Raw genomic sequence first — 22511 nt, 5'->3', positions numbered from 1 at the left:
CCCTGCTCACTGTGTCCGCCCCGCCCGGAGCTGTTCGTCCGCATCGGGGCGGGCAATTCGGTCCTGGGCTCGCGCTGCAGCTGCTTCCCTTGCAGTTACTCCCCCGGCAGCTGCCACGGCGGCGTTTGGCGCGTCTGCAGGTGATGCCTCACCGCCAGGTCCCTGGCCAGGAAGCAGCAGCGAGAACCGGCATCCGCCGTCGACGTTTTCCACGGTGACGGTGCCCTGATGGGCACTGACTATTCCGGCGACAATGCTCAGGCCAAGCCCGGCGCCGCTGTAGCGCATGGTGCCTGCCGCCCCGGCCGGCCCGGGCACGAGGTCAGCGTCGTTCGGGACTCCTCCGTCCATCCCGGCACCGTCCATCCCGGCGGCGTCCATCCCAGCACCGTTCATTCCAGCACCGTCGTCCCCGGCAGCCCAACGGCCGGGCCGTCTCCGGGCCGGGTCCTTCTGCCAGCCGGTCTCGAACAGGTGCGGGAGGTCTGCCTCTGGGATCCCGCCGCAGCCGTCCGTGACCGCGACGACGGCACGGTCCCCTTCCCGGCCGACCTCGACGGTGACGCGGGAACCGGGCGCGCTGTGGACGATCGCGTTGAGCACCACATTCCGGATGGCCCGCCCCATCGAAGGGCCGTCGGCGAGGGCCAGGCTTTCCCGCCGGCCACCACCGTCGAGCGTAATGCCATGCTGCTGCGCCAGCGCGGCGAGATCGGCAATGGCGTCGCTGGCGAGGTCGTACAGGTCCAGCGGTTCGGCCTTGAGCCGCATGGTTCCGGCGTGGATCTTCGACAGCTCCAGGAGGTCGTTGACCATGCCGGCCATGAGGTCGGTCTGGGCGATGATCTTGCGGTAGTAGCCGGGAACGTCCGCCGCCATGCCGTCCTCCAGGGCCTCGGTCATGGCCCGCATGCTTGCCAGCGGCGTCCGCAGATCGTGCGAGATCCAGCTGACCAGTTCGCGGCGGGCGTTCTCGACGGCGGCCTCACGCTGCCGGGATGCCTCCAGCATGCGGCTGCTGGATTCGAGCTCGGCGGCGAGGGTGGCAAGTTCGTGGCTCATCACCGGTGACTGGATCCCGGGGCTCTCGCCGCGGCCGATGCTCCTGGCGGCGTCGGCCAGCGCCTTGGCGTTCCGCGACACCCTTGATCCGAGCACGAGGGCGATCGAAACAGCCACAGCCGAGGCCACGGCCAGGACGTACCACATGACCTCGAGGTCCCGTGCCGAGATGAACATGGCGTTGAAGGCGCTGACCATTCCGGCGGTCAGGACCGCGACGGCGGCGAGCACCACCACGCAGATCTGGACCGCGAACGATGCCCTGCGCAGCGATTTCAGGATGAGCAGCGACGCGGCTCCGATCACGGCTCCCCATGCCAGGGCCCAGCCGATGATGGTCAGGAGTTCAGAGGTCTGCACCGGCGGACTCTTCCTGGTCGCTGGGGTCCAGCCGGTAGCCCACGCCCCAGACCGTTTTCAGCACGGTGGGGCGCGTGGGGTCGTCCTCGATCTTCTCCCGCAGCCTGCGCACGTGGACCGTCACTGTAGACAGGTCCCCATAGTCCCAGCCCCAGACGGCCTTCATGAGTTCCTCGCGGCTGAAAACCTGCCGCGGGCGGCGGAGCATGAAGGCCAGCAGGTCAAATTCCCGGGCAGTCAGCGCCAAGGGCCTGCCATGCCGGGAGACGGTGCGCGCTGCCGGGCTGAGGTCGAAGCCGCCCACTTCGACGGAGGGCTCCGGGCTGAATTCGGGAACGCTCCGGCGCAGGACCGAGCGGACCCGCAGGACCAGCTCACGCGGCGAGAACGGTTTGGTGACGTAGTCGTCCGCGCCGGCTTCCAGGCCAAGGATGCGGTCGTCCTCAGTTCCGAGGGCCGTGAGCATGATGACCGGGACACTGTGTGCCGCACGGAGCCGGCGGCAGACTTCCACGCCGTCCAGGCCCGGGAGCATCCGGTCCAGCAGCACCAGGTCCGGGCGGCGTTCGGCTGCGAGGCGCAGGGCGGTGAACCCATCGGCGGCGAGGACCACCTGGAATCCCGCCTGGACGAGGTAGTCGCGGACCACACCGGCGATGGTCGGCTCGTCTTCGACGAGGAGGATGCGCCGGTGTTCCGTTGCCTCCGGGGCCGGCTGGGTGTTGTTCACGCTTCCAGCATAGGTTCGCGGCCGCGCCGCGGGCAGGGCTCCGGATTCCCGCGGGACATCCTTCCCGAACACGTAATATCCGTGCCGTCATGCGGCTGTGACGTGGGCCGGGAGGTGGCGTAGCCTGACACTATGACAGTTCAACTGGGTATGCCCCAGCCCCGCGTGGCCGGCAGTCCCGGAACCGGGATGCCTCCTGCGCCCGCACTGTCCGGGCGCCCGGAAGGCTTGCCTGCCGGGCTTGTGGATCGCTACGGCCGCCGTGCCACGGACATGCGGCTCTCGCTGACGGACAAGTGCAATCTACGCTGCACCTATTGCATGCCGGCCGAGGGCCTGGAGTGGTTGTCCAAGCAGGCGGTGATGTCCGCGGAGGAAATCGTCCGGATCGTGCGGATCGGCGTCGACATGCTCGGCGTGCGTGAATTGCGGCTGACGGGCGGCGAGCCGCTGGTGCGCGCGGACCTGCTGGAGATCATCTCCGCGCTCCGCCAGGCCCACCCCGGGCTGCCGATTTCGATGACCACCAACGGCGTGGGCCTGGACAAGAAGGCCGCCGGACTCAAGGCCGCCGGACTCACCAGGATCAACGTCTCTCTGGATTCCTTGCATGAGGAGACCTTCACCCAGCTGACCCGCCGCCCCTTCCTGAACAAGGTCCTCGCCGGCGTCGACGCCGCCTGGGCTGCAGGCCTGGGCCCGGTCAAGCTCAACGCTGTGCTCATGCGCGGAATCAACGACACCGAGTCCCCGGCCCTGCTGGCCTGGGCACTGGGCCGCGGCTATGAACTGCGCTTCATCGAACAGATGCCGCTGGACGCTGACCACGGCTGGACCCGCCGGAACATGATCACCGCCGCGGAGATCCGCGAACTGCTCTCCGCCGACTACGTTCTCAGTTCCGACCCGCGGGACCGCGATGGCGCCCCGGCGGAACGGTTCGAGGTCCGGGCCCGGGTTTCCGGCACCGACCGGGCCACCGGCCCCGTGCTCGGCACGGTGGGCATCATCGCCTCGGTCACGGAGCCGTTCTGCTCAGACTGCCGCCGGACGCGCATCACCGCCGAGGGCAAGATCATGAGCTGTTTGTTCTCCCGCGAGGAAGTGGACCTGCTGGGGCTGCTGCGCGAGGGCGCAAGCGATGAACAGCTCGCCGAACGCTGGCAGGATGCGATGTGGATCAAGCCCAAGGCGCACGGCATGGACCATGTGGGGCTCGACGCCCCCGACTTCGTCCAGCCGGACCGCAGCATGAGCGCCATCGGAGGCTGATTTTTTCGTGAACGTACGCTACTTCGCTGCGGCGCGCGCTGCCGCCGGCGTGGATGAGGAACATTACGAGCTCACCGACGGCGACACCCTCGCCTCCCTGCTCGAGGCGATCCTCGCCGTCGAGCGCCCCGAACCGCCAGCCGGGACGCCTCCGCTGGCCCGCATCCTGTCCCGCTCCAGCTTCCTGCTCAACGAAGTTGCCGTGCGTGACCACGCCGCGGCGCTCAAGCCGGCCGACGTCGTGGACGTCCTGCCGCCGTTCGCCGGCGGTTAGCCCGAGCATGGCCGGCGGCGTGAAGCCGGTATGTCGGGTCCAGGAATTCTGGGGTATCGCGTTGACCTGACCGGTCCTAGAGTGTGGAATATCCGCCGCGGCGGGCAACAAACACCAATGAGGAGCGCAGCATGTTCACGTTGCAGATCGAGCATAGGATCAAGGATTTCGCCACGTGGAAGGCGGCGTTCGACCGTGATCCGGTGAACCGCGCGGCGTCGGGAGTCACCGCGTACCACATCAACCAACCCGTGGACGACCCGCACTCTGTGGTTGTCGAGTTGGATTTCGAGCAGCGCGAGCAGGCGGAGGCCCTGTTAGCCAATCTTCAGGCGAACGTCTGGAACTCCGCCGAGGCCGCCCCCGCCCTTGAGGGAACTCCGAAGACCCGGATCCTGCAGGCCGCCTCCTGAAACCTCACGCCGGTACAGCAGCGTCCTCGGCGACGCGACGGCACACGGTAGTCATGAGGGTGGTGAAGTCGCTCGCCGAGCCCAGACGGAGACCGGCGGTGTGCGTCAGTTCGCCGTCGTCCACCCGGAAGGTGTGCCGTGCTGTGCCGCGGTCGCTGCGCCGTTCCACGGTCAAGGTGTCCCCTTCCATGTTGGCGCGCGCAGGTGCCTCGGGCGGCAGTCCCAGGCTGTTGACGTGGTACCAGAGAGTCTCCGGGTGGTCGGGGTCCGTTGTGAAAACACCATGGCCTTCGGAGCGGGTCCCATCCGCATCCGTATGCCGGTAGCTCTGGGTGACGGCACGCCCGGCGGCCGCCGGGGAGAAGATGATCTCGGTGTCCGCACTGCGCGCGGGACCCCACGCGGTTGACTCCCAGTGCGTGGTCCCCGCCCAACGGCCCAGGAAGGCCTCAAGCGCCTCGCATGCACTCCCTGGCAGTGGCCGGTGCACAGTTTCTCCCATGTGGAGTTCCTCCCGAGTGACCCCGCCACCATCATGACGCCGTGCCTACTGCGGTGTAAAGACCGGCCGCACGCCAGCCGGCCGTGCCCAGCAAGGCTAGGGCACGGCCCGCACTGCATTAATTGCCTCGTGCAGAAATTGGCCCAGCGAAGAAATCGGCCCGGGAGCTACCTACAGCCCAAACGTCTCGGTTTCCTCGAACGGGCCTACCACCGTGACGGTCCGCGGGGCTGCCGCGAGCTCACGGGCGAGCTCCTGGACCTCCGACGCTGTGACGGCCTTGATCTGGCGGAGGGTTTCATCGATGTCCTGGTACTCGCCGGACACCAGTTCCGCGCGGCCCAGCCGGGACATCCGGGAACCGGTGTCCTCAAGCGCCAGCACGATTCCGCCGCAGAGCTGCCCCACGGCCTTGCGGAGCTCCTCGTCGGAAATGCCGTCCGCCGCCAGCTTGTCCAGTTCGGCGCCGAGCAGATCGATGACCTGCCGGACCTTCGACGGCGTGCAACCGGCGTACATGCCGAAATAGCCGGCGTCGGCGTAGGAAGAGGCGAAGGAGTAGGTCGAGTAGACGAGGCCGCGCTTTTCCCGGACCTCCTGGAAGAGCCGGGAGGACATGCCACCGCCGAGGACGGCGTTGAGCACGCTCATGACAAAGCGGCGGTCATCTGTGGCGACCAGCGAGGGGCAACCCATGATGATGTTGGCCTGTTCCACCGGCCGCTTGACCACATGCAGGCCGGCCGTGCCGGTGATCGCCGCACGCTCGGTGGAGCGGCGCTGCACGGGGGCGGCAGCGGGCTCAAGGTTCCAGCCGGCGGAGTGCAGGGCATCCACCACGAGCCCGCAGACGACGTCGTGGTCCAGGCCGCCGGCCGCGGTGACCACGAGCTCGTCGGGACGGTAGTGGCGGCGGTAGTGGTCCCACACTGAGTCGCGCGCCACGGCCCGGATCGCTGCCGGGGTGCCGCCGATGGGGCGGCCCAGCGGGTGCGTTCCCAGCACGGCGGCTACGAAGTTCTCGTGTGCGACGTCGGTGGGGTCGTCGCTGTCCATGGCGATTTCCTCGAGGATGACGTCCCGCTCCTGCTCCATCTCCTGCGGGTCCAGGACGGCGCCGGTGATCATGTCCGCGATGACGTCGATCGCCATGGGAAGGTCCGAGTCCAGCACCCGGGCGAAGTAGCAGGTGCTCTCCTTCGCGGTGGCGGCGTTCGATTCCCCGCCAACTTCGTCGAAGGCCGAGGCGATCTCAAGCGCGGTGCGGCGCTTGGTGCCCTTGAAGAGCAGGTGCTCCAAAAAGTGCGTGGAGCCGTGCTGGCCCGGGGCTTCGTCGCGGGAGCCGACCCCGACCCAGAAACCGATCGTTGCGGAGCGCTGGCCGGGCATCGCTTCGGTCAGCACGCGGACACCGCCGGGCAGGACCGAGCGTCGCACTTCCGAGCCGCCGTCGGCTCCGTGGATCAGGGTGTCAGCGTGCTGGTTCTGCTCTAGCGGCAGGGGAACGACAGTCATCAAGGCCTTTCATTGAACACGTGCCAAATCTGCCTGCAATCCTACCTTTAACAGCAGCGGGGCCGGTGGATGATCCACCGGCCCCGCTGTTTGACTCAGGAGAGACTACTCTGCGGCGTCCGCGGAGACCTCAGCGTTGTCTGTGTTCTCGGAACCTGCCTCGTCAGCAACTACCGGTGACAGCGAAAGCTTTCCGCGGTCGTCGATCTTGGTGATTTCCACCTGGATCTTCTGGCCCACGGCGACGACGTCCTCGACGTTGTCAACGCGCTTGCCGCCGGCGATCTTGCGCAGCTCGGAGATGTGCAGGAGGCCGTCCTTGCCCGGGGTCAGGGAAACGAAGGCGCCGAAGGTGGTGGTCTTGACGACCGTGCCCAGGTAGCGCTCGCCGATTTCCGGGACCTGCGGGTTGGCGATGGCGTTGATCGCGGACCGTGCTGCGTCGGCAGAGGGGCCGTTGGTGGCGCCGATGTAGACAGTTCCGTCGTCCTCGATCGAGATGTCGGCTCCGGTGTCTTCCTGGATCTGGTTGATCATCTTGCCCTTCGGGCCGATGACCTCGCCGATCTTGTCTACCGGGATCTTGACCGCGATGACGCGCGGCGCGAACTCGGAGAGCTCGTCCGGGGTGTCGATCGCGGAGTTCAGGACGTCCAGGATGTGCAGGCGCGCTTCGCGGGCCTGCTTCAGGGCGGCGGCCAGGACCGAGGCCGGGATGCCGTCGAGCTTCGTGTCCAGCTGGATGGCCGTGACGAACTCGGAGGTACCGGCAACTTTGAAGTCCATGTCGCCGAAGGCATCTTCGGCGCCGAGGATATCGGTCAGGGCGGCGTAGCGGGTCTGGCCGTCGACCTGGTCAGAGACCAGGCCCATGGCGATACCGGCAACGGCAGCCTTCAGCGGCACGCCTGCGTTGAGTAGGGACAGCGTGGAGGCGCAGACGGAACCCATCGACGTCGAACCGTTGGAGCTGAGAGCCTCAGACACCTGGCGGATGGCGTAGGGGAATTCCTCGCGGGAGGGCAGCACCGGCATGATGGCGCGCTCTGCGAGGGCACCGTGGCCGATTTCGCGGCGCTTCGGGGAACCGACGCGGCCGGTCTCGCCGGTGGAGTACGGCGGGAAGTTGTAGTTGTGCATGTAGCGCTTGCGCGTCACGGGAGACAGCGAGTCGATCTGCTGTTCCATCTTGAGCATGTTCAGCGTGGTGACACCCATGATCTGGGTCTCGCCGCGTTCGAAGATGGCCGAGCCGTGGACGCGGGGCAGAACCTCAACCTCGGCGGTGAGCTGGCGGATGTCCGTCAGGCCACGGCCGTCGATGCGGATCTGGTCCTTGAGGATGCGCTGGCGCACAACCTGCTTGGTGACGGAGCGGAAAGCTGCGGACAGCTCCTTCTCGCGGCCTTCGAACTGGCCGGCCAGGGAAGAGGTGACCTCGTCCTTGAGCTCGTCCGAGGCGGTGTCGCGTTCCTGCTTGTCGGCGATCTGGAAGACAGCGGCCAGCTTCTCGGCGGCAGCGGACTCCACAGCGGCGTAGACGTCGTCCTGGTAGTCCAGGAAGACCGGGAACTCGACGGTCGGCTTGGCGGCGCGGGCTGCCAGGTCGGACTGTGCTTCGCAAAGGGCCTTGATGAACGGCTTGGCAGCCTCGAGGCCTTCGGAGACAACCTCTTCGGTCGGGGCGGTGGCGCCCTGTTCCTTGATGAGGTTCCAGGAGTTGTCGGTGGCTTCGGCTTCAACCATCATGATGGCGACGTCGTCACCGGCGATGCGGCCGGCAACGACCATGTTGAAGACAGCGTTCTCAAGCTGGGAGTGCTTCGGGAACGCAACCCACTGCGAGCCGTTCTCGTCAGCGACGAGGGCAACGCGGACGCCGCCGATCGGGCCGGAGAAGGGCAGGCCGGAAAGCTGGGTGGACATCGAGGACGCGTTGATCGCGACGACGTCGTAGAGCTCGTCCGGGTTGATGGACAGCACGGTGACGACGATCTGGACCTCGTTGCGCAGGCCCTTGACGAACGCGGGGCGCAGCGGGCGGTCCATGAGGCGGCAGGCCAGGATGGCTTCCGTGGAGGGACGGCCTTCGCGGCGGAAGAACGAGCCCGGGATGCGGCCGGCGGCGTACATACGCTCTTCGACGTCGACGGTCAGCGGGAAGAAGTCGAAACCTTCACGCGGGTGCTTGCCGGCGGTGGTTGCGGACAGCAGCGCGGTCTCTTCATCGATGTAGACCATCGCTGCGCCGGCTGCCTGCTTGGCAAGGCGGCCGGTTTCAAAGCGGATTACACGCTTGCCGAAGCGGCCATTGTCAATGACTGCTTCTGAGAACTGGATTTCGGGACCCTCCATAGAGAGTCACCTCCGTTTCATGGTTCACGGAGCCCAGCCGCATCAACCCAGTCCAGCATCTGTCTACTGGCCTGCACTGCACCCGGTCATCGATCGAGACCCACGGGCCGGGCCTCATTCCTTGAGGCCGTTCCCGGGAATCACTACCGAGGACCGCGAATGCGTGATGCGGTTGATCCTCCTGTTTAGTTTTTTCCTGAAGAAGGCGGCCCTTTCCGGTCCGGAAGGGGCCGCCCCTTAAAGCTGACTAGCGACGCAGGCCGAGGCGCTCGATGAGCTTACGGTAGCGGGTGATGTCAGTGTTCTTGAGGTAGGTGAGCATGCGCTTGCGACGACCAACCATGGCCAGCAGACCGCGCTGGGTGTGGTAATCGTGCTTGTGCTCCTTCATGTGCTCAGTGAGATCCTTGATCCGCTGAGTCAGGACCGCAACCTGGACCTCCGGCGAACCGGTGTCGCCCTCGGACGTTGCGAAATCCTTGATGATGGACTGCTTTACAGCGGCTTCAAGTGCCACAATAACTCCTAGAGATGTGCCGTGAGGCCCGAATCAGTAATGCACTGCCGGGGGTGCTGTCCCGGAATCCCCCGCCGAAGCCGGTTTTCCCGTGCACAACAGGAGCCAGCCGCCACGGACTGCAGCCGGATCCAACGTTTAGTTTAGTGGCACGTCCGCGGTCTTGTCGAAACCGCCGGCCGCGCCGGTTGCCTCAGTGGTTGCCGCGCCGGTTGCCTGTGTTCCGCTTTCCTGGCCCGAAAGCAGTTCGCGGATGGCGGCGACGCCCCGGTAGACCTCCGCAAACGACGTGCTCAGCGGCGACAGCCCGATCCTGATGCCCTGCGGGGCGCGGAAATCGGGAATCACGTCCTGATCCCACAAGGTGGCCGTCATTTCGCGGAAGGCAGGGTGGTCCACCGTCACGTGGCTGCCGCGCAGTGCCGGGTCACGTGGAGTGGACAGCTGCACGCCGGCCGGTGCCAGCCAGGCGTCGAAGAGTTCGAGGGCAAAGGCCGTCAGTCGCTGGGACTTCTCCCGGAGGGCGGCCATCCCGACTTCCTCGATCAGGTCCAGGGTGCCGCGCATGGCGAGCATTCCGAAGATGGCCGGGGTGCCGCTGAGGAAGCCACGGATGCCGGGAGCGGCCTCGTAGCCGGGACCCATTTCGAACGCGTCCTTGCGTCCCATCCAGCCCCAGATCGGCTGCTGCAGCCCGGCCAGGTGCCGGGTGTTGACGTAGGCGAACGCGGGCGAGCCCGGTCCCCCGTTCAGGTACTTGTACGTGCAGCCGGCCGCAAAGTCGACGTCGGCGTCGTCCAAAGCGATCTCCACGGACCCGGCGGAGTGGCACAGGTCCCACACCACCAGGGCGCCGGCGTCGTGGACTGCCGCGGTGATGGCCGGCAGGTCCGCGAGGAACCCCGAGCGGTAGGCGATCTGGCTCAGGACCACGACGGCGGTGGCCGGGCCTGTGGCGGCACGCACCTGCTCGACGGTGACCCCGGAGGCGGGATCGGCGTCGATCCAGCGCAGCGTCAGTCCCTCTTCGCGGGCGATGCCCTCCACCAGGTAGCGGTCGGTGGGGAAGTTGTCCGTGTCCAGGACGATTTCCGTCCGGGCCGGATCCGTGACAGCTGCCAGGGCGGCGCGGATGAGCTTGTAGAGCACCACGGTGGTGGAATCGGCGATGATGGTCTGTCCGGGCGCAGCGCCGAGCACCGAGCGGCCGAGCTGGTCGCCGATGGCCTGGGGCAGTTCGAGCCATTCCTCATCCCAGCCCCGGATCAGTCGGCCGCCCCAGCTGTCCTGGATGAAGCTGCTGATGTCGGTGACGGTCCGCTTGAGCGGCCTGCCCAGGGAGTTGCCGTCAAGGTAGGACAGGTCCGTGTCCGTGCCGACGAAGTGGCCACGGTAGCCGGCCAGGGGATCGGCGGCGTCGAGATCCTGGGCGCGCTGCCGCAGGGTGTCCGAGTCGTTGGCGGCGGGGGCGGCGGGGATGTTCACTGGCCGATCTCCGTCCGCACGGCAAAGAGCTCAGGGAAGAAGGTCAGCTCGAGGGCCTTCTGCAGGAACGCGGCACCGCTGGATCCGCCGGTGCCGGACTTCATGCCGATGGTGCGCTGGACGGTGCGCAGGTGGCGGAAACGCCACAGCTGGAAATTGTCCTCAAGATCCACGAGTTCCTCGCACGCTTCGTACGCGCCCCAGTTGTCGGCGGCGTTCTCGTAGATGTACTTGAACACCGGGACCAGCTCCGGGCAGAACTCATGGGCCTTGGTGACGTCGCGCTCCAGCAGGGAGGCCGGGACATCGAAGCCCTGACGCTTGAGGTACGCGAGAAAATCGTCATAGATACTCGGGGCCTCGAGCAGTTCGCGCAGCATCTCGTGGGCCTCGGGGTCCGATTCGAAGACCGGAAGCATCTTGGCGTTCTTGTTGCCGAGGATGAACTCGACTGCACGGTACTGGCTGGACTGGAATCCGGACGAGTTGCCGAGGAAGCCGCGGAACTGGGAGTACTCGGTAGGCGTCAAGGTGGCCAGCACGGACCATTGCTCGGTGAGCGTCTTCTGGATGTGCTTGACCCGGGCGATCGCCTTCAGGGCGGAGCCCAGGTCGTCTGAGCGCAGCCAGGCGGCGGCGCTGCGAAGCTCGTGCAGCACCAGCTTCAGCCACAGCTCCGTGGTCTGGTGCTGGATGATGAACAGCATCTCGTCGTGGTGTTCCGGGGTGCTGACCGGCTGTTGGGCACTGAGCAGGGTGGGCAACTGCAGGTAGGACGCGTAGCTCATGCGTGCGCTGAAGTCCCGGACAATGTCCTTGTCCAGTTCCCTCGTGTTCTTCTCGATGGTCACGTCTCTCTTGCCTTCCTTGCCGCGTGGCTGCGAATCAGCTCACGGCTCCAGTGAGCCAGAACGCCGTCAGCGCGGGGGCCGACGCCGGTCCGGCCCGGTTGTCAGCGGGCGAACAGGATGTCATGGGCCTGGACGACGTCCAGGCGCATCTGGTCCACCAAAGCCTCAGCCCCACGGTACGCCACCATGCCGCGGAGCCTGGAGACAAATTCCACCACAACTGTCTGGTCGTACAGATCGAAGTCGTCGGCGGACTCTTCCGGGCGGTCGATCACGTGGGCCTCGACCTGGCGGCTCACGCCGTCGAACGTGGGGTTGGAGCCCACGGAGATGGCGGCGGGCCAGCGGGTGCCCTCCTGGTCCACCAGCCAGCCGGCGTAGATCCCGTCCGCGGGAATGTAGCCGCTGGCGGTCGAGGCGAGGTTCGCCGTGGGGAAGCCGAGGTCGCGGCCGCGGGCGGCACCGTGCACCACCTCACCGCGCATCCGGTGCGGCCGGCCGAGCACCGCAGCGGCGGTGGCGACGTCGCCGGCGCGCAGGGCCTCGCGGACCCAGGTGGACGAGCAGCGGCGGTCCGTCCCGTCGTCGTCGTGGATGGGGAAGCCTTCGGAGCCGAACTCGCTGATGACCAGCACCTCGAAACCGAGCTTCCGCCCCAGCTCCTGCATGGTGGAGAGGTCCCCGGAATTGCCGCGGCCGAACCGGGCGTCGTGGCCGATCACCACATGGCTCGCCTTCAGGCCATCCACCAGGACCGTGGCGACAAATTCTTCAGGGGTCAGGCTGGCGAGTTCCATCGAGTACTTCATGACCAGCACGGCATCGAGGCCGAGCTCGCCCAGGGCCACGAGCTTGTCCTCCAGCCCCATGATCAGCTCGGGAGCCGACTCGGGACGGTGCACTTGCGCGGGGTGCGGATCGAAGGTGATCGCGACGGCGCGGGCGTGGTTCAATCGGGCGGTGCGGATAAGTTGCGACAGCACCTGCTGGTGGCCGCGGTGCACGCCGTCGAAATTGCCGAAAGTAACAACCGAAGGACCAAAGTCCGCCGGGACTTCGGACAGATCGTTCCAGATGTGGACCATCAACCTCGCCTTTTGCTGCCTGCCATGAACTCCTCCGGAGCGACCGTGCCGGCTCCGGAACTCTCTAAGATTACCCGCATTCCGGGCCGCCCCCGGACCGTTCTCGGGTCCCGGAGCGGGCCTTCCACGGCCTGATCCGCAGGACTACGATTCAAAGGCACTAGTTCGACGGCGTCCATGCAGACGCCGTTTCCCGCGATGCCCGCCGCCGCGCGAGGCTGAAGGAGTACGACATGACTGAGCTCCAAGACATCATCGGCCAGATACCGATGGACCAGATTGCCGGCATGCTGGGCACCGACGAACCCACAGCCCGCACCGCGGTGGAAGCCGCCGTGCCCACGCTGCTGGCCGGTATGCATAATAATGCGCAGGCCCCGGACGGTGCTGCCTCGCTTGAGTCGGCCCTGGGCCAGCACCAGGACGGACTGATCGACGGCGGCGTCGACGTCGGCCAGGTGGACACGGCCGACGGCGAGAAGATCGTCAATCACGTCTTTGCCGGCCAGCAGGATCAGGTGGCCAGCCAGCTCGCCGGGACCGGACAACTGGGCGGCGCCGGAAGCGACCTGGTCCGGAAACTGCTGCCTATCCTGGCGCCGATCGTCATGTCCTACCTGGCGAAGAAATTTCTCGGCGGAAACCAGGCGGGGGCTGGTTCCCAGACCGAAGCCGGAACTCCGGCCGATTCCGGTCAGGGCGGCGGAATGGATCTCGGCGGCGTACTAGGCGGGATCCTCGGTGGCATGGTCGGTGGCCAGGGCGGCGCCGCCGGACAGGGAGGCCAAGGGGAACAAGAGGGACAAGGCGGCTTGGGCGGCCTTGGCGATATCCTTGGCGGTCTGTTCGGGAAGAAGTAGGCGATTCGCCGCTGGGTTGGTAACGGACGATGGGAACGGCTCGCTATCTCCCGAGCAGTAGCCTCCGCTGGCTGTCCCGGACCGCGCGACTCCGCCAGTTCCGCCAGTGCAGCAGCACGGCGGCAAGGATCAGCGGGATGTGGATTGCCGGCAGCCTCCTTGCGAACCATCGTGGCAGGTAGATGTCCGTGACGGAGCCGTGGCTGGCTCCGAGGTCCTGGGCGACAGCGGTCAGCGGGCAGTGGAAGCCATTGGCGGCAAAGATTAGGGTTTCACCCGCGACCACGACGGCGGCAACGCCCGTCTTCCTGTCGGTGCGGCCCCTGACGCCGGTGTACAGGACGTAGGCCATGCAGGCCTCGATCGTGAACCAGGCAATGGTGTGAATCGACTTCACTACCCGCAACAGCAGACGGCGATGGTCCATGTCTCCCAGCCTAGTCACTGCGCTGTGCGTGTGCAGGTCTGCGTGGTTCAGGGGCATTCGGCCCGGCTGGGCCCGACCGGTGGCTCCTGCCCGGCGGGGCGGGCTGGGCGCAGCTGGGCCCGGCCGGTGGCTCCCGCCCGGCGGAGGCGATGCTGGGCCCGGCTGGGCCCGGCCGCTCCTGCCCGGCGGCGGCCATGAGGTTCGGGTTGGCAGGGGCGTCGGGTCCCCCCTCTGGACCATTTACGATCTGAGCGATTAGGTTCTGAAGATGCGGAGGCCATTGCAGCTCGCGGGGGTGGGTTCGATCCTTTGCGCGCTGATTGCCGGGTGCGGCCTGATACCCGGTTCGACGGCCGAAGTCTGCGTCGACTGGGTCCGATTCGAGACCGCCCAGGACCAGTTCCGGCAGGCGACCCTGGTGGTCATCGGGACACCGGCGGGCACCGATTCGGAGACCAGAATCTACGGCTACACGGCACACATCCATGTAGTGGAGGTTGAGGAGGTCCTGAAGGGCGATCCGGAGCCGGGGCCGCTCCGCATCGCTGCGATGCCAGAGACGTGCACCGGAGGGGTGTCCTATCCGGAAGGCGATCCGCTCGACGGGCGCAGGCGGATGTTGATCTATGCCACCAAGCAGAACGGCTACTGGTTCACGATGACGCCGGCGCAGGGTGCCGTTCCCTTCGGCCCCGGCACGTCCCTCCCGTTCAAAACATCCCCTCTCGAAACGACCTCCGCGCTGAAGTAGCCGACTGGGAGGCTAGGCGCGATGCGGGGTTAGCTGAGGCGGAGGGCCCGACGCAGCGCGTGGTTAGTCGAGACGAGGGGCCAGACGAGGAACGGTCGGACGCGGCGGAGGGTCACTCGAGGCGGAAGTAGCTGTTCCTGCGGGGCGTCCGGGCGGGATCGATGTGTGGCGGCGGGATAAACCACGGGACGCCGGATTTGAGCCGGATGGTCCATTGTTCCTTGTGGATTAAGTGGTGGTGGTGTGAGCAGAGCAGCGTGCCGTTGTCTGTCCCGGTCGTCCCGCCGAGAGACCAATACGTGATGTGGTGGGCCTCGCACCACGGCGCGGGCATGGTGCACTGCGGGAAGGCGCAGCCCTGGTCCCGGGCCGTGATGGCCTTGCGGACGTGGGGCGGAAAAACCCGGGAGGCGCGGCCGATGTCCAAGATCCGCCCCTCGCCGCCGAGGAGGACCGGGATGATGTCGGCGTCGCAAGCCAGTTTGCGCACAGTGGAGGCGGCGATGGGACCGGTGAACGTCAGCGATCCGGTGCCCTCGTGGCGTGGTCCCGTGCCCTGGAGGCGGCTGACGAGGTCGCCGTAGTCGATGGTCGCCATGACCTGGGGCCGGAGTCCGCCGGCGGCGGGCAGCCCGCCGGTGGCGAGGGCGGCCTTGCAGGCGCCGACCAGGCCGTCAAGCAGCCGTTGCGGCCGGGAGCGCTGGTCGAGCAGGTCAGTTGCACCGGCGTCGCTCACGGCGGCCGCAGCCGAGACTTCGGCCGTTCCCCTACCGGCGTCCCCCTCCGCACCCCCGTCGGCGTCCGAGTCCGTGGCGGCGTTGGAAGCCGGAGGGTTCGGCGCCGTCCTGGTCCAAGGCGTCGGTCCATCGCCGGGCGATCCGGGCCAGGAAGTCGGCGTCATTTTCGATCGCCGTCAGGGTCAGGACGTGCTCCATCGTGGCCGCGGCTTCGGGGCGGCAGATGTGCCGGACCCGGTCCAGGGCCAGCGTGATGACGGTCGCCGTGCGGGAGGCAACGGTGCCGGACGCGACGGCAGCGGCGAGCTCTTTCCGCACCGGCGGCTCGATGTGGCCACCGGCGCCGGTGCGGGGCAGCAGCTCCGCGGCCAGCGTGAGCCGGCGCCGGGCTTCGGCGGCGCTGATCCGCAGCCGGTCCCGCAGGAACTCGGTGGCGTTCCGGCAGCCGTCGTCCCCCGCGGCGAACAGGACACACGGCCCGGCCAAGCCAGCACCCCTGGATCCCGGCGCGGGGCCCGGCCAAGCGTCAGAACCGGCGTCAGTGCCCGCTCCAGTTTCGGCTCCAGTTCTGGTGCCGGATCCGGTGTCTGGTTCCTGCGTCCAGCCGGTGAGCCAGCCCGCGGGCGCCACCGCGTCCGGACCCTGGCCCGCGGCGGCCGACCAGGTCCCGGTGGATTGTTTGCGGGTTCGGTCCACCGCGCCGGCGGCAACGAGCTGCAGGTATTCGACCGTGCGGGAAACGTCCTCCATCCGGCCGGCGAAGTCCGCGGCATCCAGCAGGCCGAACCCATCCGCTTCAGCGCACGCCGATTGGCCCGCGGAGCGCAGCAGAGCCAGGGCCGCGTCCACTGCGTCGCCGGCGGTAAGGTCCGCCGCGTCTGTGATTGTGCCTTTCCTTGGGCCGGTCACCGTGCCATTCAGGGCATCGCCCGCTGCATCATCTGCGCCGCCAGCGGCAGCCAGCTGGGCCAGCCGGGGCGGTAGGGATTCCACCACCGGGCCGGCCGACAAGGCCTGATCCGGAATGAACTCACCCATGGCTTCCATAGCTAAACCCTGCCAGAGAGGTACGACAGAAATAATGGACCTGGTTCCGCCGTACCACGATGGCGGGGCGGCAGGGATTCCACCGGGCCGGCCCACACGGCCTGATCCGGAATGAACTCACCCATGGCTTCCATAGCCAAACTCTGCCAGAGAGGTACGACAGAAATAATGGACCTGGTTCCGCCGCACCACGATGGCGGGGCGGCAGGGATTCCACCACCGGGCCGGCCCACACGCCCTGATCCGGAATGTACTCACCCATGGCTTCAATAGCCGAACTCTCCCAGAGGGATACGACAGAAATAATCGGCCTGGTTCCGCCGGGCCATTACGCCGGGACAAGGCGGCCACGCAGCGGCTTGGATCGCAGGGTTCGGGAGAGAAACTGGGCCGCAGGATCTTGGTCGCGGCGTGACTCCGGGTACCGAGGATTGAGGTCGTGGCGTTTGGTCCGGGAATTTGGGTGGACGGCGGCGCCCGCCCACTCACCGCGCGTAACACTGCGTACGCTGCCCGCCCTCCTACGGCCCGGCGCGTGGCAAGCTGTAGGGATGGACAGCACAGCCGCGCCCCAAGCCGGGGAATCACCCTTCGCACCACCGCTGCCGGGCAATCCGCACCACCATTTGGGTCCACGCGATCCCGGTGACGCCTGGGTCGAAGGCGACCGCGGACGCTTCTGGGGTCGGTTCGGTTCCGCCGGACTCCTGGTCCACGACGCCGCAAAGGGGATCCTGCTTCAACACCGCGCCTTGTGGAGCCATCAAGGTGGCACCTGGGGCCTCCCCGGAGGCGCCCTGCACCAAGGGGAAGAGGCCATCCACGGGGCATTGCGGGAAGCACGCGAAGAAGCGGCCGTGCCCCCGGAAAACGTCCGCGTCCTGTTCACGTCGGTGTTCGACGTCGGCTACTGGTCCTACACCACGGTGGTTGCCGAAGCACTGAAGCCCTTCGAGGCCGCCATCAGTGATCCGGAAAGCCTCGAGCTGCAATGGGTGGGGATCGACGCCGTCGCCAGCAAGGAACTGCACCCGGGCTTCGCAGTCGCTTGGCCCGGACTGCGCAGCAGGCTCACGGAGGCCCGGCGCAACACCGGCCAAGCGTAACCAGCCCTGCGCTACACCGGTCAGGCGTAGCCAGCCTGGTTCTAGCGAGCCGGGTGTAGCGGGCGCCGTCCACCCAGCCGCGTGTTCGGGTGGAGTCCCGGACGGAGAAGCCTCGCGGCGCGCCCCGGACGGGCAACCCGCCTAGTGGTGCCGGGGCGCGGGTCGCCGGCGATACAGCCAGATGAGTCCCAGAATGGGCAGCAGGAGCGGGATGAATCCGTAGCCACGGCCGAACAAGGACCACACCGTCTCGTGCGGGAAGTTCACCGAGTCGAAGACGCTCAGCGCCCCCACCACGAGCACGCCCACAAGTTCCACCAAGACTGCCGCCACGGAAACCTTGAACGCGGTACGCCCCGGCTTCGCGAGGGACACGGTGGCCACAACATAGACGGCGGCGGCGAAGGCGGACAGCAGGTACGCCAGCGGCGCCTCGGAAAACTTCGTGAGTATCTGGTAGCCGGCCCGGGCGGTGGCCGAAATAGCGAACACGGCATAGACAGCAATCAGCAGCCGTCCCGGCCCAGTGTTGCGGGTGTTGGTCGCCGGCGCAGTTTGCGCCGTCCCACTCGCCGTCGGCCCAGCCGTCGCCCCAGTTTCCGCCGCCTCAGTTTCCGTCGGAGCAGTTTCCGTGGAGCCAGCGGCTGCCTGCCGAGCATCCGCTGCCCCAGTGATGCCGGAGGCCGGCCCCGCCGGGGTGCTCGTGCCGTCCTGCGGGGATTTTGCGTTCACGTTTTCTGCCTCTTCCATCTCAGTACCAGATCTGGTTCATGCGGGCTGCCATCACCAGGGCGGTGACGCCGACGGCGGCCAGGACGAAGTTGCTCCAGCGGGTCCGTTCCAGGATGGACCAGTACACGGCGCCGATCGGGAGGATCAGCGCCGTCGCCAGATAGCCCCAGAACTCCCAGGACTCCCCCGCGATCCGCTCCCCGGTGGCCACCCGGACAATCGATCCCACGAGATAGACCAGGAGGGCAAGTTCGACGGCGGCCACCGACAGGATGGTCGTGTCGTTGGGCGCCTTCTTCAGGATGCCCGCGGCGGCACAGATGATGCTGGAAAGCAGGCCCACCACGAGGATGATGTAGAAATACGCGTCCACTACTGGTCGGCCTGCTTTTCGTTGGAGCGCTTTTCGTTGTCGGGCGCGAACACCAGCACAGGTTTGGCGTAGCTTCCCGCGTCGGCCAGGAGCGCCACGAGCGTACCGTCCGGCGCGAACGCCGCCGCCGGCTTATCCGCGGTGGCAGCCTCCGGCGTGCCGGCTGCGGCTCCAGCGGCGACCCTGCGGCCGAAGGAAATCTCGGTGGTCTCGGCGTCGCTGAGTTCACGGTTCGGCATGAGCGCCCGGGCGGCGTCCGAGATCTCCAGAACGTCGAGCTTTTCCGCTAACTGCTCAAGGGTGTGCGCCTGGTCAAGGGTGTACGGGCCCACTTGCGTCCTGCGCAGTGCCGTCAGGTGGCCGCCGACGCCGAGAGCGTCACCGAGGTCGCGGGCCAGGGCACGGATGTAAGTGCCGGAAGAGCACTCCACCGTGACATCCACATCCAGGGCTTCCCTGTCCGCCTCGGCCTCCCGCACGCGGCGGACCTGGTGGACTTCAAAGCGGTGGATCGTGACGGGACGGGCCGCGAGCTTGACCTCTTCACCGGACCGGACCCGGGCGTAGGCACGTTCGCCATTGACCTTGATGGCGCTGACACTGCTGGGAACCTGTTCGATTTCCCCGGTCAATGCGCCGACGCCGGCGCGGACGGCGTCTTCGGTGACCCCGGCGGCGCTGCGGGTTGCGGTGACCTCGCCTTCGGCGTCGTCCGTCACGGTGGATTCGCCGAGCCTGATGGTGGCGGTGTAGGTCTTGGAGGTGCCGACGATGTACGTCAGTAGGCGGGTGGCTTTGTTGATGCCCACCACAAGAACGCCAGTGGCCATTGGATCAAGTGTCCCGGCGTGGCCGACCTTTCGGGTACCGGCGATCCGCCGCATCCGTCCAACCACATCGTGGCTGGTCCAGCCTTGCGGCTTGTCCACTATCACCAGTCCAGAAAGCACGCCTCCCAGTATATGCGGGCCAGCCGTGCCCCATCGCCCACGCTCCGCTTTGCCGCCCACCGCCCCACTCACCGGTCAGTCACAGATACAGGCCATCCGTACCTGCCGCCGGGGGTGGACGGCGGTTAGGATGGCACACATGCCCGAGCTTGCAGCACATATCCGCGACGTCCCGATCAACCAGATCCGCGAGATCACCGAGGCCGCCTGGGGAACGCCCGGCGCGATCGTGCTGAGCATCGGGGAGCCGGGTTTCGCTGTCCCGCGCCACGTCCTCGAGGCCGGGATGGCCTGCCTTGACCGGGACGAGACCAACTACACGCCGAACGCCGGCATCCCGGCCCTCCGTGAGGCCTTCGCGGCCCGCTTCAGTGAACACAACGCGACGCCGGTCGGCGCTGAGCGCGTCTATGTGGTGGACGGCGCCCAGCAGGGCCTGCACTTCGCCATGAGCCTGTTGCTCTCCCCCGGCGACGAGATCCTCATTCCCAACCCCGGCTACCCCACGTTCGCGATGACCAGCAGCCTGCTGCATGCCGATCCAGTGCGCTATCCGCTGTACCCCGAGCACGATTTTCAGCCGCGGATCGAGGACATCGAGGCCCTCATCACGCCGCGGACCAAGGTGTTGATCCTGAATTCTCCGTCCAACCCGCTGGGCGCCGTCCTGGGCGAGGACCTGACGCGCCGCCTCGTGGAGCTGGCCCGGCGGCGCGATCTGTGGATCATCTCCGACGAATGCTACGAGGCCTTCACCTACGATGTCCCGCACGTCAGCCCGGCCAGCTTCGACAGCGACGCTCCGGGCGAAGCGCGCGTGTTCACCTCGCTCACCCTCTCCAAGACCTACGGGCTGACGGGTCTGCGCATCGGCGCGCTGATCTGCCCGCCCGGGCTGGAGCAGAAGATGAACAACGTCATGGAGTCGATCGTGTCCTGCGTGGCCTCGCCGTCGCAGTACGCCGCACTGGCGGCGTTGACCGGGCCGCAGGACTACGTCAGCGACGCCCACGCCCATTACCGGGCAAACCGCGACGCGGCCTCGGCGGTGCTGCGCTCCCGTGGCATCCCCTACCTTGCGGCCCAAGGTGCGTTCTACTTGTGGGCGGACGTCTCCCACGCCAGCGGCGGGGATGTCCGGGCATGGACGCGCCGCTTCCTGGCGGACTCCGGCGTGGCCTTCGCCCCCGGCACGGCGTTCGGTTCCATCGGCGAGGGCTGGATCCGCATTGCGCTCTGCGGAATCCAGACCGAACTCGTGGAGGGCCTCAAGCGCCTGCCTGCCCGCGAGCTGGCCGCCCCGTCGGGTCTACAGGCCCTATCGCCCGAAGGGCTGGCGTCCTAGCCTGAGCACACGGCGCTCCCAGACTGGCCCGCTATTATCCTGGCTCGGGTTAGCCCGGCCCGGTCCGGGGGCCGTGGATTCCGGCCGAGGGAGTACATCGTGTGGTGGCAAGACTTACTGTGGGGTTTCTGGAATGGGCTGACGGCATGGATCGTCCTGATCGCCCATGTCTTCGGGGCTTGGAGCGAGTTCCCGTTCTACAACTCCGCCCGCGCGGGGAACTGGTATGACTTCGGTTTCCTCCTCGGCGCAGGATCGCCCGTGCTGGGCGGCTTGGGCGTAGGGCGCTCTCGGCGCCGCTAGAGCCTTTCGAGAGGGCATTTCGCGGCAATGTTTCTCCCGCGCACTGCCGTGATCTGCCGTCTCGGTGTCATCTGCCCGGTGGTCACCCCAGACTTGCCGCCAATGCCTCGTCGAGCCAGCTGCGGAGCGCCGCGGCCGGCGGCGCGCCAGCCTGGCGGGCCGTCACCGTCCCCTTCTTGATGACAAGCAAGGTTGGGATGGCCTGGATATCGAAGCGCCGGGTTAACCCAGGAGAGATGTCGACGTCGACCTTGACCAGCTTGAACTGCCCGGCCCGCTCCTGCGCCAGCTTGTCCAGCACCGGACTGACCATGCGGCATGGCCCGCACCAAGCCGCCCAGAAATCGACCAGGACCGGGACCGAAGACTGCTCCGCGACAATCGGGAAGTCGGCGTCCGACGCTGCCACAATCCAGGGAAGGTCCCGGCCGCAGTTCCCGCACCGCGGGTGCCCGGCAGCGGCCGCCGGAATCCGATTAGTCTTCCCGCAGTGCGGGCACTTGGTCAGGCTGGATTCCACGGCACTCCGGCGCCTTTGCGCACACCTGCAGTCATGGTTTCATGGGACTCCGCCGCCCATGAACGGGCCAAGGGTCGAAGGTCCCCGGATACGGAAAACAGCAGGGGCCGGATCCGTTTCCGGTTCCGGCCCCTGCTGTGGAAGGCACGCTTACTTGTTGCGGTCCTCGTCGATCGCGTCGTTGTCGATGAGGTCGATGTCCTCTTCGTCGAAGTCGTCCTCGTCGAGCTCCACGTCCTCTGGCGTGTCACTCTTGTAAGGATCGGCGTCCCCGGCGTGCGTGGCGCTTTCGGCCAGCGCAGCCACCTCGGCGTCGCGCTTCTTGGCGGCGCGGAGCAGTTCCTCAAGGTTCGAGGCGTTGACGGGGATTTGATCGGCCACGAACTCGAGCGTCGGGGTCAGCCGCACGGTGATGTTCCGGCCGACTTCCTGGCGCAGCACGCCCTTGGCCTTCTCGAGCCCCTTGGCGGCATCGGCCTGGGCCACTTCATCACCGAACACGGTGTAGTAAACAGTCGCGTGCTGCAGGTCGTTGGTCACCCGCGAGTCGGTCACGGTGACGCCCTCCAGACGGGGATCCTTCACCCTCCGGCCCAGCGCCTCGGCAACGACAACCTTAATGCGCTGCGCCAACTTGGCAGCCCGTGCGGGATCAGCCATTTCCACTCCTAAAAATTTGGATGTACGACGGCGCGTTAGCGGCTGAGGTACACAGATTCGGTTTGTTGCCACGCGCCTAAGGCGAGTCTACGACGGACTCCCGTTGGATTCTTCCGGCGGCCCTTTGGAGCCGTGGAGGGGGCCCGGGAGTGGCATCGGGCCTGCCGGAGCTGGGTGGCCGACGTCGTAAGACGTCGGCCACCCCCCGGAGGGGGGGGGGCCCCACAACGGCGGGAAAGTGGGGGGCCCCCGGAGAAAACAACAGCCCCCCCCCAGTAA

At 67.2% G+C, this 22511-nt stretch carries 25 protein-coding genes; 8 read left to right on the top strand and 17 right to left on the bottom strand.

The features are described from left to right. Window positions 1–6: 6 nt before the first annotated feature. Window positions 7–1422, bottom strand: coding sequence for a sensor histidine kinase (locus ACFRJ8_RS21330; protein WP_377988364.1), 1416 nt, complete (start codon window positions 1420–1422; stop codon window positions 7–9). Next, window positions 1409–2152, bottom strand: a complete 744-nt coding sequence (locus ACFRJ8_RS21325; protein WP_377988363.1) for a response regulator transcription factor — start codon at window positions 2150–2152, stop codon at window positions 1409–1411. The genes ACFRJ8_RS21330 and ACFRJ8_RS21325 overlap by 14 nt, the downstream gene beginning before the upstream one ends. A 132-nt stretch (window positions 2153–2284) precedes the next feature. On the opposite strand from ACFRJ8_RS21325, the gene moaA reads away from it, so the two are divergent. The 3 genes from moaA (at window position 2285) to ACFRJ8_RS21310 (ending at window position 4111) form a co-directional block, all read left to right on the top strand. Continuing rightward, window positions 2285–3424 carry a GTP 3',8-cyclase MoaA gene (gene moaA, locus ACFRJ8_RS21320; protein ID WP_377988362.1) on the top strand — a complete coding sequence of 380 codons (1140 nt, stop codon included), beginning with the start codon at window positions 2285–2287 and terminating at the stop codon, window positions 3422–3424. A gap of 7 nt (window positions 3425–3431) precedes the next feature. Then, entirely contained in the window at window positions 3432–3698 is a 267-nt protein-coding gene (locus ACFRJ8_RS21315) for a MoaD/ThiS family protein (protein ID WP_377988361.1), read from the top strand. A 131-nt stretch (window positions 3699–3829) separates the two neighbouring features. Further along, complete coding sequence (locus ACFRJ8_RS21310; protein ID WP_377988360.1) at window positions 3830–4111, top strand: hypothetical protein; 282 nt, start codon at window positions 3830–3832, stop codon at window positions 4109–4111. 4 nt (window positions 4112–4115) lie between these two features. Here ACFRJ8_RS21310 and ACFRJ8_RS21305 read toward each other — a convergent pair whose 3' ends face one another. From ACFRJ8_RS21305 to ACFRJ8_RS21275, 7 genes are all read right to left on the bottom strand, one after another. After that, a complete protein-coding gene (locus tag ACFRJ8_RS21305) occupies window positions 4116–4613 on the bottom strand; it encodes a DUF1579 domain-containing protein (protein ID WP_377988359.1) in 498 nt (165 codons plus the stop codon). 171 nt (window positions 4614–4784) lie between these two features. Further along, window positions 4785–6128: a M16 family metallopeptidase gene (locus ACFRJ8_RS21300; protein WP_377988358.1), complete on the bottom strand. Its 1344-nt coding sequence runs from the start codon at window positions 6126–6128 to the stop codon at window positions 4785–4787. 105 nt (window positions 6129–6233) lie between these two features. Then, a complete protein-coding gene (locus ACFRJ8_RS21295; protein WP_377988357.1) occupies window positions 6234–8483 on the bottom strand; it encodes a polyribonucleotide nucleotidyltransferase in 2250 nt (749 codons plus the stop codon). Window positions 8484–8730: 247 nt separating this feature from the next. Next, complete coding sequence (gene rpsO / locus ACFRJ8_RS21290; RefSeq protein WP_018774485.1) at window positions 8731–9000, bottom strand: 30S ribosomal protein S15; 270 nt, start codon at window positions 8998–9000, stop codon at window positions 8731–8733. 138 nt (window positions 9001–9138) lie between these two features. Further along, a complete protein-coding gene (kynU, locus tag ACFRJ8_RS21285; protein ID WP_377988428.1) occupies window positions 9139–10479 on the bottom strand; it encodes a kynureninase in 1341 nt (446 codons plus the stop codon). 2 nt (window positions 10480–10481) lie between these two features. Next, on the bottom strand, window positions 10482–11336 hold the full coding sequence (gene kynA / locus ACFRJ8_RS21280; protein ID WP_377988356.1) for a tryptophan 2,3-dioxygenase: 855 nt from the start codon (window positions 11334–11336) through the stop codon (window positions 10482–10484). Between the two features lie 101 nt (window positions 11337–11437). Beyond that, window positions 11438–12421, bottom strand: coding sequence for a bifunctional riboflavin kinase/FAD synthetase (locus ACFRJ8_RS21275; protein WP_377988355.1), 984 nt, complete (start codon window positions 12419–12421; stop codon window positions 11438–11440). 233 nt (window positions 12422–12654) lie between these two features. On the opposite strand from ACFRJ8_RS21275, the gene ACFRJ8_RS21270 reads away from it, so the two are divergent. Next, window positions 12655–13281, top strand: coding sequence for a DUF937 domain-containing protein (locus tag ACFRJ8_RS21270; RefSeq protein ID WP_377988354.1), 627 nt, complete (start codon window positions 12655–12657; stop codon window positions 13279–13281). 43 nt (window positions 13282–13324) lie between these two features. Here the strand turns inward: ACFRJ8_RS21270 and ACFRJ8_RS21265 are convergent, their stop codons facing one another. Further along, entirely contained in the window at window positions 13325–13708 is a 384-nt protein-coding gene (locus tag ACFRJ8_RS21265) for a hypothetical protein (RefSeq protein ID WP_377988353.1), read from the bottom strand. A gap of 268 nt (window positions 13709–13976) precedes the next feature. Between ACFRJ8_RS21265 and ACFRJ8_RS21260 the strand changes: the two genes are divergently transcribed. Next, complete coding sequence (locus tag ACFRJ8_RS21260; RefSeq protein ID WP_377988352.1) at window positions 13977–14459, top strand: hypothetical protein; 483 nt, start codon at window positions 13977–13979, stop codon at window positions 14457–14459. A 112-nt stretch (window positions 14460–14571) separates the two neighbouring features. Here ACFRJ8_RS21260 and ACFRJ8_RS21255 read toward each other — a convergent pair whose 3' ends face one another. Then, the gene (locus ACFRJ8_RS21255) at window positions 14572–15195 is read right to left on the bottom strand and encodes a DUF222 domain-containing protein (protein ID WP_377988351.1); all 624 of its coding nucleotides are present in this window, start codon (window positions 15193–15195) and stop codon (window positions 14572–14574) included. Between the two features lie 31 nt (window positions 15196–15226). Then, window positions 15227–16243: a DUF222 domain-containing protein gene (locus ACFRJ8_RS21250; RefSeq protein WP_377988350.1), complete on the bottom strand. Its 1017-nt coding sequence runs from the start codon at window positions 16241–16243 to the stop codon at window positions 15227–15229. A 551-nt stretch (window positions 16244–16794) separates the two neighbouring features. On the opposite strand from ACFRJ8_RS21250, the gene ACFRJ8_RS21245 reads away from it, so the two are divergent. After that, window positions 16795–17349: an NUDIX domain-containing protein gene (locus ACFRJ8_RS21245; protein WP_377988349.1), complete on the top strand. Its 555-nt coding sequence runs from the start codon at window positions 16795–16797 to the stop codon at window positions 17347–17349. 141 nt (window positions 17350–17490) lie between these two features. On the opposite strand, the gene ACFRJ8_RS21240 is transcribed toward ACFRJ8_RS21245, so the two are convergent. From ACFRJ8_RS21240 to truB, 3 genes are all read right to left on the bottom strand, one after another. Beyond that, entirely contained in the window at window positions 17491–18024 is a 534-nt protein-coding gene (locus ACFRJ8_RS21240; protein ID WP_377988427.1) for a hypothetical protein, read from the bottom strand. A gap of 76 nt (window positions 18025–18100) precedes the next feature. Continuing rightward, a complete protein-coding gene (locus ACFRJ8_RS21235; protein ID WP_377988348.1) occupies window positions 18101–18454 on the bottom strand; it encodes a hypothetical protein in 354 nt (117 codons plus the stop codon). Next, complete coding sequence (gene truB / locus ACFRJ8_RS21230; protein ID WP_377988347.1) at window positions 18454–19404, bottom strand: tRNA pseudouridine(55) synthase TruB; 951 nt, start codon at window positions 19402–19404, stop codon at window positions 18454–18456. The genes ACFRJ8_RS21235 and truB overlap by 1 nt, the downstream gene beginning before the upstream one ends. A gap of 139 nt (window positions 19405–19543) precedes the next feature. On the opposite strand from truB, the gene ACFRJ8_RS21225 reads away from it, so the two are divergent. Beyond that, entirely contained in the window at window positions 19544–20749 is a 1206-nt protein-coding gene (locus ACFRJ8_RS21225; protein ID WP_377988346.1) for a pyridoxal phosphate-dependent aminotransferase, read from the top strand. 99 nt (window positions 20750–20848) lie between these two features. Then, complete coding sequence (locus ACFRJ8_RS21220; protein WP_377988345.1) at window positions 20849–21052, top strand: hypothetical protein; 204 nt, start codon at window positions 20849–20851, stop codon at window positions 21050–21052. Window positions 21053–21134: 82 nt separating this feature from the next. On the opposite strand, the gene trxA is transcribed toward ACFRJ8_RS21220, so the two are convergent. Beyond that, a complete protein-coding gene (gene trxA, locus ACFRJ8_RS21215; RefSeq protein ID WP_377988344.1) occupies window positions 21135–21572 on the bottom strand; it encodes a thioredoxin in 438 nt (145 codons plus the stop codon). Between the two features lie 150 nt (window positions 21573–21722). Then, the gene (gene rbfA, locus ACFRJ8_RS21210; protein WP_377988343.1) at window positions 21723–22232 is read right to left on the bottom strand and encodes a 30S ribosome-binding factor RbfA; all 510 of its coding nucleotides are present in this window, start codon (window positions 22230–22232) and stop codon (window positions 21723–21725) included. Between the last annotated feature and the right edge of the window lie 279 nt (window positions 22233–22511).

This window comes from Arthrobacter sp. NPDC056886, from assembly GCF_042788715.1.
GTDB lineage: Bacteria > Actinomycetota > Actinomycetes > Actinomycetales > Micrococcaceae > Arthrobacter.
Note: the sequence above shows the minus strand (reverse complement) of the source record. Positions and strands in the feature narration are given on the sequence as shown.

Excerpts from the sequence above, each read along its gene's own strand:
- rbfA (WP_377988343.1), bottom strand. The coding sequence starts at position 22,232 with ATGGCTGATCCCGCACGGGCTGCCAAGTTGGCGCAGCGCATTAAGGTT.
- moaA (WP_377988362.1), top strand. The coding sequence starts at position 2,285 with ATGACAGTTCAACTGGGTATGCCCCAGCCCCGCGTGGCCGGCAGTCCC.
- ACFRJ8_RS21265 (WP_377988353.1), bottom strand. The coding sequence starts at position 13,708 with ATGGACCATCGCCGTCTGCTGTTGCGGGTAGTGAAGTCGATTCACACC.
- ACFRJ8_RS21295 (WP_377988357.1), bottom strand. The coding sequence starts at position 8,483 with ATGGAGGGTCCCGAAATCCAGTTCTCAGAAGCAGTCATTGACAATGGC.
- ACFRJ8_RS21275 (WP_377988355.1), bottom strand. The coding sequence starts at position 12,421 with ATGGTCCACATCTGGAACGATCTGTCCGAAGTCCCGGCGGACTTTGGT.
- ACFRJ8_RS21310 (WP_377988360.1), top strand. The coding sequence starts at position 3,830 with ATGTTCACGTTGCAGATCGAGCATAGGATCAAGGATTTCGCCACGTGG.
- ACFRJ8_RS21270 (WP_377988354.1), top strand. The coding sequence starts at position 12,655 with ATGACTGAGCTCCAAGACATCATCGGCCAGATACCGATGGACCAGATT.
- ACFRJ8_RS21260 (WP_377988352.1), top strand. The coding sequence starts at position 13,977 with ATGCGGAGGCCATTGCAGCTCGCGGGGGTGGGTTCGATCCTTTGCGCG.
- ACFRJ8_RS21305 (WP_377988359.1), bottom strand. The coding sequence starts at position 4,613 with ATGGGAGAAACTGTGCACCGGCCACTGCCAGGGAGTGCATGCGAGGCG.
- ACFRJ8_RS21245 (WP_377988349.1), top strand. The coding sequence starts at position 16,795 with ATGGACAGCACAGCCGCGCCCCAAGCCGGGGAATCACCCTTCGCACCA.
- ACFRJ8_RS21300 (WP_377988358.1), bottom strand. The coding sequence starts at position 6,128 with ATGACTGTCGTTCCCCTGCCGCTAGAGCAGAACCAGCACGCTGACACC.
- ACFRJ8_RS21225 (WP_377988346.1), top strand. The coding sequence starts at position 19,544 with ATGCCCGAGCTTGCAGCACATATCCGCGACGTCCCGATCAACCAGATC.
- ACFRJ8_RS21250 (WP_377988350.1), bottom strand. The coding sequence starts at position 16,243 with ATGGAAGCCATGGGTGAGTTCATTCCGGATCAGGCCTTGTCGGCCGGC.